Here is a 9,568-nt window from a genome sequence, read left to right on the forward strand (position 1 = left end):
CTATTTCACAACTCGTAAGTATGAAGGTAATCGAATACTCCCAACTTTTTGAGTCTGATCATTTAAGAATGTTAGCTTTGCATCATCAATTAAGTTTTCTAACTTCTCAAGATAATATCTACACAACTCTTCAATAGACTTGGTTTTTAAAGAGTCTTCCTCTGGTACAGGCAACTCACTGAAATGTTGCTGCACTTTGGCCATACTTTCTGGAATTTCCACGTAATACTTTTCTTCAGTACCATCTGCTAGCTCAATAACCCAACCACTTCCACCTGATTGATCACCGATAAAGAAGCTTTGTGCCCCTGGAGGAGGATTCCCAAGCTTCGCAATATCACCAGATGAAATAGTTGCCGTGACAGATGTGCTAATAGGTAACTTGCCTTGCTTCAATATCTCATTTCTGAGCGTAACGAAATACTTCATGACAACATCCTGCTTCATTTCTTCTTGTAAAGGGATGTACCACTCGTTAAATGCCTCTTCACCAACAGGTGTTTTCAGGTTTTGAACAACAAAAGTAACCGAACGTCCAAATACGATAAGGTTTCTTAAACCAGAGAAGCGACGAAGACGTGAAGTTGATACAAGGTCGTCATAGCCAAATCGGGCAGTCTGATACGTATCCTCAGCTTTCTGAATTATTGCTTTTATTTGAGTTTCCATTACTCCCCCCGAGGAGAATTCAATTAGTCAATATAGCTTTAAGTATCCAGCATGTCCCACTCATCACCCAGCAACCATCTTAGAGCAGAAAGCTTCCCATTTATCATACCCCACTCAAAGTCATCCCAAGGGCCAACATCATCGTATTTTTGCCTTACCCGGTCGGCTGAAACTAAAGCACCATCCCATATATGTTGGTGAATGATATTATTTCCATTCCTAACAGTTCCTTCGGGGATAAGCTCAATTTGACCTTGTTCTATCATATGGGCGCGATACATATGTCGGTTGTACCAAACTTTGTCAGTTAGCTCTTCTATAGAGTCCAAAATTTCATTAAGTCCACGGGTATCTTCCTGTATCCAAGATAACTCTAACTCAATTTCCTCCAACATATCGGGAGAAATATTTTTTACCGCATCAACAATATCTAGATGGTAATGAGCATTCTCCGAAAATATAGAAGAAAAATCAGAGTGAGGTTCCCGCCGATCCTTGGAACTAAAATCAGAGTAATTGTCGGTTATAAAATGAAATTCCCCATCCAAAATTGTGGACTTAAAGTCTTGAAACAATTCAATCAAGATTGCATCTGCAACACTGTTTTTTGACTTGTGGAAGGGAGCTAATTTATTTAATGCACGGTCAACAGCCTTTAGCTTTATTCCCTCAGAGACGGTAAGTTGCCGACTACTTTCCATCAAAGCTGTAAGCCTATCAGCCATGTAACCCGTTACTTCCGTAAGTATTGGCAACCTAGAGCCAATATCATTTAGTTCACTTATCGTGGTAGATTTATTTTCCCCTCCATATGCATTAACGATATTTTTTATTTTCTGGAATTCGGCTCCGACCTGCTGCCTTGTTGATTCAAGAACTCGATCTCGATTCCGAGAAAATTCATTCTTTACTAAATCAGGGACCACTATTTCAACCTGGCCTGATTCAACTAAATGCTCCAATGTTTCCACCAGAGCATATTGATTCTTTGACTTTGCTAGGTTGAGCCAAATACATGTATCGATAAACAAATAGTGCATATGTTCCTTCTTGAACTAATCCATTGCATGCTTATTGTAACGCACAACCAATAAGCGCTTTGATACATATGACACAGTTAGTACTTAAGATAAGGCAACAGGATTGAAGTTACACACCGAGCTATCATAAATTTCTCAGTAATCTTGTCGTCGTCGACGTCTATCACCAACCGCCAACGATGACACTAAAACAAAAAATCCGGCACCGATGACCAAAGCCACCGATGCCGGATGTGTTGATTAAATCAAAGGTTTATCTGATACCATAATGTAACGCTCTGCATCTCGTCCAAACTTGAAGTAAATGCCATTGGCATTCAAGCTCGATTCTTGCCCCTTAATCTTTGCTGACAACGCCGCTGCACCTTTAGGTAGGTACATGCTTTCTTCAAACTCTTGAAGCTTATTCAGAAGCTCGGAAGGTTTGCCCTTCCACGGCTTACCTCCAGCTTTCTTAAGCAATGCCGTAAAAGCAATAGTTAGACTATCATCTGCCATGCCCGACGCCATCAGCGACTCTACATTCTTCTCGTACACTTTTTGCAGCTTACCCTCTGGAAGTTTCCAGATTTTTTCTAGCGCTCCGATCCATTTGGCGTAGTCCATCATGCGAGCTTCGTGCATCACCTCAACATCAGGCAATACTGCCAACGCTTTGGATGCGAGAGTCAGTAAGGCGCCGAATATCTCTGGCATCGATGCTTCTAACTCAGCTTTCAGCTCTTGTTCAGGACGTCGATTGCCTTTCTTCATCGGCTCCAAGTTGACTCGGAGACAACGGGAAGCTAAGTCGGATTCTTTAACAAAATCATGAATACCGTTTAGTATTAATGGACTATGCAACTCAAGAAGAGTTACATCTGAGGTCTTATACAAGGTTTTTACTGGCTTTGTGCCTTTTGTAGCAACCGTACATAGCAGGTCACTTTGATTACGGGTCAACTTTCTCAAGTTGTCGATAACCACCAGAGACATACCATTAATTGTCTTAATAAAGTTACTTTCCGAAGGCATTGATAAGCCAGATACTGCACTAGGATCTAGCAAACCACGAAGCACGTTATTACAGAAGAAGCTTTTCCCCGCCCCCTTTTCACCCTGAATCATCAAGATAGGGTAAGGAACACCTTTCGCCTTAGGGTTAGCCATTAAGTAAGTCATATAAGCTACCAGCAAGAAGAAAGTATTCGTATCGGTGTTAATGAACTTTCTCAGCTTGGCCAAGGCTGATTTGGTGTCATCGCATGGCAACTTAGGAGTAACCATTGGTAACTGAAAGCTCGGTCGCTGAAAATAAAGATTCTCATTACTTGCGGGCATTGTATCCAACACTTCAACACCTTGAGCGCTAAGTTGAGCAATCTGACCGTTCGATAGGTCAATGGTCACTGTTTTAGTTCCCGGAGCTATACCATATCGAATTTGAGGTTTAATCAACGGTTGCTCATGCTCCCATGCGATAGCTTTGACTTCCTCGAATGCATCTTTCACGTTTTTACCAACCAATCTTAACTCTACTCGCTTAGCGAACTTACGCAGCATCTGCTCTCCCTTATCAGAATCTAATGGGATTGCTTGCTTAGACTCTCCGGTATGCTCAATCAAATATGGTGTACGTGACTCGTCCTGCTTAACAACACTAGGACCAAACTGCTCTAAAAACTCTACGAATACATTTTTATCAGCCATTGTAAAAATCTCCTTTAATACTATTTTTCTTGGGATGGCAGCGTCATTTCGACTGCCACTTTTAAACGGAAACCATTTAGAACATCGGCGGCGGCGTCGGTGAGAGCCTGAGTTGCCGCATCCAATTGGTTTTGAAATTGTGCTTGTTCTAACCTCACCAAGAACGAATCGTGGTTGGTGAGTAGAAGTGGAATGTTGGCATCATCAAGACGTAGACAGGCTCGGCGCATAATGTCGGCACCTGTTGCTTGAATCTTCCAATTAGTTAGCGAGAGTTGCCCGTCCGAATCCGAAATGGTGTATTTCCAATCTAAGGAACGAGCGAAGCCTTGATGTCGAATAACATCGGCAGATCTAGCGAGATAGCTGTCAATTGGGTAAATAAGACGAGATAGCTCATTAGACAGAGATCTAACTCGACTCAACGCAATCCCCAGTTTTTCAGCGAGTGTCTGATAACCAATACCATATAAACGCCCAATGAGCATTTGCTTACACTGGTCACGGCTAAATTGGCCGCCAACTAACTGAGCGAGATTCTTGTATATGTCCCCCTTTTGGTACCAATTCATGAGCACCTGACATTGCGCAAAATAAGCGGCAATCATGGGCTCTTGTTGCTGGTAATCTAAAAGGGCATAAACACTGCCTTTAGGTGGGCTCAGTACAGACTTCCAGTACTGCTTAGGAACTTGGTTCAGAGAAGAACCAAGAGCATGATCACGACCTGTTTTAGTATGAAAAGCCGAGACGACCGGACGATACCAATGCCCGGTAGAATCTGTGTTTAGTGCTTTAACAATGCCTTGATATTGCTTAGCTACAAATTGGCTTGTACCCGATTTCTTCTGTGAGTACGAACCAATTCGCTGAAGCATTGCGGCACGATTTACTCTAATCGCTTCTCTACTCTTTAGATGCTCTATATGCCGCGTAATACGACGTTGAACATCCAAAGGGGGGAAGCTCGAAACAGATTTAACCTCTTGAGCGATATAATCAGGTAGGTAACCTTGCGCTGAGTGAACAAGTAACTGTTTATTCAGCGCATAGGTATGTGATCCCAGACCATAACGTGCGATTGCGATTCATGCTGCAATATCATCGAAATCCAAATCATCAAGGTCAATCTCATCTTCAATTTCAATTTCTTCCAATTCTTCTAACGGCTCTGGGTCGTCAGAGAAAATTCCATCTTCGGAAGGATCTTTCACTCTTTCAGCGTCGGCGTCGTCATTACTCGCTTGCTTTTGTTCAGTATCTCCGTCGACGACGTCAACGAACTCACCTTTATTTTCCAACAACGCTTGAGCTACAGGATGTTCTAGGGAATCGATGTGATACTCTCCACCAAACGTTTCATCAAAAGCTTTCGCTACAAGAGACATATCAACATCGAATGGGGCAATATCATGCTCAACCGAGTAACTATAGACACCAGCCTCTTTGTTACGTTTTACGGAGATAACCGCACCCTCATCACTCACCTTCACCGCATCTAATTTACTGCGGTTCCAAGAGTTTGAAGGGTTGCTACTCAATAGAACAAAGCGAATATCGTTTTTAGTCGTTTGCAGAACATGAAGCACCTTTTGGGAGACCTCTTTTTTCGGCAAGGACTCCGCGACATCTGCATCTACATAATATGTATACTTATATCCTGTCTCGTCATCGTATCGCTCAATCGTTAGCATTTTTTGTACTTCAGACTTCGTCATAAATGGAACACCATCTGACGGCATCATGTTTGACAATGCGTTACTAGGAATCTGCGCTTTGAAGTTAGCTACTTTTTCAGCCTGTGCATTTAGTTTTTCAAATAGACTCATTTCATTCTCTCCTAAGTTATCAATAGAAATTGATGCGGTTTAATTCAGCATCGCAATAGGCAGCCATGCAGCTACCCATTAAGTTACTAAATCAACATTCAAAAATCGTAGAGCGTTACTTTCCAGATTGTTAAAGAGCATTTACGGAAATTTTTTGATTGAATTCCGATGGTTTAAAGGCTTATATTTACCCCCGTTGAGCCACTGCTCAGGGCGTGTTTTGTATTAAACAAGAAGCCGAGTTTGATAGCTGTCATACGCGCTCAGGTTTGTCTTTCACCTTCGCTTCCAATTCGATACCTTGTTGCTATGTCTGAACTTTATAGAACTTGGTTTTCACTGGCTGTCATACGCGCTTAGATTTGTCTCATCCCTTGCTACAGAAGCCTTCCCGCTGTTTCGCCAATGTATAAAATTGATTGGTATTCGGCTGTCATTTGCGCTCGGGTTTGTTGAGACAAAAAAAGGAGAAGCATTACTGCTTCTCCTTGAGTGGATTGAATGAGGTTATTGTTAAGCTTGGTCTTTACTGCTGGCTAGGATTTGACTGTGAATATAGCCCTTTTCTTGTTTATTGTTGTTCCAAGCTGAGAAATTGTTTTTTAGATCAAGAAAACGAGCATTTACGATTTCCTCATCAGTCAATTCACTATCTTGCTCACCTAATTGCTGCATATCAGACATATAGAAAAAATCATCATCTCTTGCGATATCATCAGCAGCTTGGGATAGAGTTAGATCATATCGATTAAGGTAAGCGTACAGCCATGCTTTTATGAATAGCCACCGATACTGTGAACGAAGATCTTTAGATTTTGCGAATTTATTTTTACTAATCTCTTTGTAAATAAAGTCTGTCGGCGACGGCGGCGTTTCTGCGCGCATACTCAACTTATTGACCAGAGAGTGGGCAAGAACAACATCGATATACCTTGGAAGCGTCAACGCAAACTCTTTCGTCACATAAGATCTTGACTTAATCGCAAACTCTCTAGTTTTTTTCTGCTTCAACCTCACTCTTACCCAGTACTTTAAGTAGCCAAGAAGATGAGATTCTCTTGAATTCATATAATCTTGTAAGAGCACTTTGGCTAAAACACCGTATCGTCCATGCGTATCCAAGGTGCTCAGTTCTCCATGTTCTAGCTCATCGGATTTGGATAGCTCCCATAATTGCTCTCCAATCAGCTGGCACTCATTAATTATCCATTGCTGCAAATCGGCATCGATATGTCTTTTACCTTCAAGGATAAACTGACCCACCATGCCGAACCAAACATAACAGCACCTTCCAGCCAATTCAGACAAGTCTTTGATTAGCCTAGACTCCTTATCTTGAACTAATTGCTCAAAAGCATTTTTAACCTTTTCAACTCCTTGCTCCTTCTTTCTCCCATAAGGTTTTTCGAAAAAGAGCTGACAATCCCACAAGTAATTATTCACATGGTCATTGTTAAAAAAGGTAAAGGCAAAAGTACAATAGGGATCATCACTACCTGGATATGGTCCATATTCGAATGCTTTCTGTGAGAAATTTTTGTGCTTATAACTTGGTCTGTTTTCTGACTTTCTCTTGAAACGTTTGTACCAAGGGTGAAAATCAGCAATCAAGCGTTCAAACGCTTCCAAGTCCGGATCGTCCTCCGGTATTTTAAAAAACTCTGTCACCAGTACATCTCACTCTGATTCATTAACGTAAGGCGTATTGTACGAATTCAAATTATTCCATAAAGCAATAAATTAGCGTCGTCGACGCATTACGAACCGACGTCGACGACAACAAAAAAAGCAGAGGTTATCCCCCTGCTCACCTAGTTTGCCCGTCAATCATCTATAACCTCGTCGGCGACGACACCAATTACGAAACCAGCTAGACCACCGATTAATACCCCATATGGACCATACCTAGCCCCAATAGCAGCTCCGACTTTAGCCACACGAATACCTGTGTTCTTTTTGGATTGGGATGATGATTGTGAAAAGGTTCTGCTTTGCATTTTTTACCTCTTTTATATAGATATGAAAAAGGACCATGTTCAGTAAAGAACATGGTCCTCTATTTTTTTTGTAACACTGCTTAGTGAGAGTGGCCACACACCTGACAACTACCATCATCATAAGCACGCTCACCACATGCCGGACAGGTTGTTACTAGGGTTGTGATTGATTTAATCGTCATATAAAGACTCCTTATCGTTTATTGGATGAAGTAATGGGGTGTTGCGAAGCTCATTGATACCTCGGCCTAGAGAGTCCAATTCGAAACCGATGTACCTTGAGCCAAGCTCCGCAACGAAACTTATTGTGCTTTATCTTTAGGGGTATCTAGACCGCATTTCGCTGCATCCATGACTTTGCCATTCATGGTTCCACAGGCATCGGCATACCACTCAATACGTGGGCCAGACTGAGAGTAAACTTGTTTACCTGCTTTCCCATTCCAGGATTTTTCTATCTTCGAAATGTCGGCAGGATTACCACCGAACGTACCGCCAGCGAATGATGACGTGGTAGCGAATAGACACGTTAGACCTAGCAGGATGATTGATTTTCTCATTGTGTTGTTTCCTTGAATGATGACGATGCTCAGCGTAGGAGCACGGTTGTTAATTAGTATGATGATTAGGACTGACAGGTTGTGTCAGTCAGTTAAATGATGTTGAGGAAGAAAGGCAGGGCTTAGGTTTCTTGGGCTATGAAACCTATAACAAAATCGGTCACTTATTCTTAGCGACCACGAAATAATGAGGGCTGACACCACCTGTCAGTGAGTCACTACATTATTGAGTCATGAATAAGAGCGAGAAGTTAGCCTACCGATTAAGTCAGATTCTTTCCCGGTTGTATGCGGGAGAGAAGTTGAGCCTTATCGACTTAGAGCAGGAATTCGGAGTGCATGAGAGAACCGTACTTCGGGACTTCAATCGCTTGGCGTTTTTGCCTATCGAAAGAGAAGAGGGTTATTACTACCTGAAGCAATTAGATCATCGTAACCCTAAAGCTCACAAAGCTCTTCATGCCCTATCGAACATGGGTATTGATAAGCTGTTTCCAGATAGGAAAACCATGACTCAGGCGCTGAACCATAAGACACAATCCATACTGTTCCGCCATATTCCTATCGAGGATTCAGCTCGCTTTCGGGATACCTTAGTTTTGATTGCGGATGCGATTCATCAGCGAAATACGCTGACTCTGACTTTTCATAATCGGCGTTATCATCAGATGGAGCCTTACCAACTCATTAACGAGCGGGGTTACTGGTATCTGATTGCCGCGCAGAGAACACAGCCTCATTCGTTTCGAGTGGCCGAGATTGCTGAGATAATCCGGCACGATGATATTTATACTCCCTCACCTATCCTCTCCGAGAAGCTGACCAGAGAAGAGCTACATTGGCAGGCTCACGGTGTTATAGAAGTCATAGCTCAGATTGATTCGGGGCGTATTCGCGATTATCAGGAAACCGAACATCACCTGACTATCCGCCCCCTGAAAGAACTGGGCTATGGTTCAACGCTTATCAGCATTCAGACCTCGGACATACATTCCCTGATGCCAGTTCTAAAGTCCTGGATACCGAGTATCGATATCATTTCTCCATTGTGGGTAAAACAGGCGTTGATGCGAGAAATCGAAGCCTATCTCTCGACCTGTTCGTGAGACTGACTTAATGAGCGGTGTCGGCGTCGTCATTTCGTCGACGACGTCGAGAGCCCCATCATGACTTCTGTACGAGCGCTAATAGGTCAGCTTTTTGCTCATCGTAATCTTTCGATTTGATGTGCAGATAAATAGATGACTCTGCTTTTGTTGCCAGATTAAGGCCCCGAGCGATTGCAGCACAGAAACCTTGATTGTTGGCTGAGCCGGAAGAATAGAGAGATTTATACACCTGACTTTTCCATGGTTTGTCGCCCTGTGATTCGATAAGGTCTAGCAGACTACTGAGCAGAATCCATTGTTTTGAATGCAATCCTGCCCCGCCACTTTGTCCGGCAATTCGCAAGTAGAGTTGGTTGTCTTCGCTGTTTTGAGCAATCTCGTAGAGCACCGTTCCTTGGGCCTTTGACCCTAGTTTGGGTGCTTCACCTGTTTTGAGAATGGTAGAGAATGGATTGTCTACTGATGTGGTTTTAGATGTGTCAGCATCTGCATTCTTCCTGCTGTTTTTGGCTTGGTTCATAGAAACTCCTTTATTTCATTGGGTTAGAAATAAGAAAGCCCCCACCGGACGAATCCAGTAAGGGCTCTTACAATTCAATAATATAAATTCGATTTTCAGCTTAATACGACTAGGAGTTTTTCCTGTCTTTTCCGGTACTGTTCCTGTCTTTCCAC

The 9,568-nt window shown here is 42.6% G+C and carries 10 protein-coding genes; 1 reads left to right on the forward strand and 9 read right to left on the reverse strand.

Annotation, left to right across the window (positions count from 1 at the left end; translation table 11 throughout):
- From R7Z10_RS23355 to R7Z10_RS23390, 8 genes are all read right to left on the reverse strand, one after another.
- Nucleotides 1-669 (reverse strand): hypothetical protein, encoded by a 669-nt coding sequence (locus R7Z10_RS23355; protein ID WP_318106196.1) that lies wholly within the window; start codon nt 667-669, stop codon nt 1-3.
- Nucleotides 670-707: 38 nt separating this feature from the next.
- Nucleotides 708-1,709: a PIN domain-containing protein gene (locus R7Z10_RS23360; protein ID WP_065274159.1), complete on the reverse strand. Its 1,002-nt coding sequence runs from the start codon at nt 1,707-1,709 to the stop codon at nt 708-710.
- A gap of 240 nt (nt 1,710-1,949) precedes the next feature.
- Nucleotides 1,950-3,398, reverse strand: coding sequence for an ATP-binding protein (locus tag R7Z10_RS23365; protein ID WP_213899453.1), 1,449 nt, complete (start codon nt 3,396-3,398; stop codon nt 1,950-1,952).
- 20 nt (nt 3,399-3,418) lie between these two features.
- Nucleotides 3,419-4,276: a DNA polymerase gene (locus R7Z10_RS23370; protein ID WP_318106201.1), complete on the reverse strand. Its 858-nt coding sequence runs from the start codon at nt 4,274-4,276 to the stop codon at nt 3,419-3,421.
- 210 nt (nt 4,277-4,486) lie between these two features.
- Nucleotides 4,487-5,227, reverse strand: coding sequence for a hypothetical protein (locus R7Z10_RS23375; protein WP_318106203.1), 741 nt, complete (start codon nt 5,225-5,227; stop codon nt 4,487-4,489).
- A 513-nt stretch (nt 5,228-5,740) separates the two neighbouring features.
- Nucleotides 5,741-6,895 (reverse strand): hypothetical protein, encoded by a 1,155-nt coding sequence (locus tag R7Z10_RS23380; RefSeq protein WP_318106206.1) that lies wholly within the window; start codon nt 6,893-6,895, stop codon nt 5,741-5,743.
- Between the two features lie 155 nt (nt 6,896-7,050).
- Entirely contained in the window at nt 7,051-7,224 is a 174-nt protein-coding gene (locus R7Z10_RS23385; RefSeq protein WP_318106208.1) for a hypothetical protein, read from the reverse strand.
- 302 nt (nt 7,225-7,526) lie between these two features.
- Nucleotides 7,527-7,784, reverse strand: a complete 258-nt coding sequence (locus R7Z10_RS23390) for a hypothetical protein (protein ID WP_318106211.1) — start codon at nt 7,782-7,784, stop codon at nt 7,527-7,529.
- A gap of 302 nt (nt 7,785-8,086) precedes the next feature.
- On the opposite strand from R7Z10_RS23390, the gene R7Z10_RS23395 reads away from it, so the two are divergent.
- Complete coding sequence (locus R7Z10_RS23395; protein WP_318106214.1) at nt 8,087-8,890, forward strand: WYL domain-containing protein; 804 nt, start codon at nt 8,087-8,089, stop codon at nt 8,888-8,890.
- Between the two features lie 58 nt (nt 8,891-8,948).
- On the opposite strand, the gene R7Z10_RS23400 is transcribed toward R7Z10_RS23395, so the two are convergent.
- On the reverse strand, nt 8,949-9,413 hold the full coding sequence (locus R7Z10_RS23400) for a hypothetical protein (protein ID WP_318106217.1): 465 nt from the start codon (nt 9,411-9,413) through the stop codon (nt 8,949-8,951).
- Nucleotides 9,414-9,568 lie beyond the last annotated feature (155 nt).

Origin of the sequence: Vibrio sp. Vb1018 (assembly GCF_033338775.1) — a bacterium.
In the GTDB taxonomy this organism is placed as follows: domain Bacteria; phylum Pseudomonadota; class Gammaproteobacteria; order Enterobacterales; family Vibrionaceae; genus Vibrio; species Vibrio alginolyticus.

Bases quoted from the DNA above. Each gene is read 5' to 3' on its own strand.
- R7Z10_RS23385 (WP_318106208.1), bottom strand. From the start codon at position 7,224: ATGCAAAGCAGAACCTTTTCACAATCATCATCCCAATCCAAAAAGAAC.
- R7Z10_RS23400 (WP_318106217.1), bottom strand. From the start codon at position 9,413: ATGAACCAAGCCAAAAACAGCAGGAAGAATGCAGATGCTGACACATCT.
- R7Z10_RS23375 (WP_318106203.1), bottom strand. From the start codon at position 5,227: ATGAGTCTATTTGAAAAACTAAATGCACAGGCTGAAAAAGTAGCTAAC.
- R7Z10_RS23390 (WP_318106211.1), bottom strand. From the start codon at position 7,784: ATGAGAAAATCAATCATCCTGCTAGGTCTAACGTGTCTATTCGCTACC.
- R7Z10_RS23355 (WP_318106196.1), bottom strand. From the start codon at position 669: ATGGAAACTCAAATAAAAGCAATAATTCAGAAAGCTGAGGATACGTAT.
- R7Z10_RS23370 (WP_318106201.1), bottom strand. From the start codon at position 4,276: ATGCTTCAGCGAATTGGTTCGTACTCACAGAAGAAATCGGGTACAAGC.
- R7Z10_RS23360 (WP_065274159.1), bottom strand. From the start codon at position 1,709: ATGCACTATTTGTTTATCGATACATGTATTTGGCTCAACCTAGCAAAG.
- R7Z10_RS23365 (WP_213899453.1), bottom strand. From the start codon at position 3,398: ATGGCTGATAAAAATGTATTCGTAGAGTTTTTAGAGCAGTTTGGTCCT.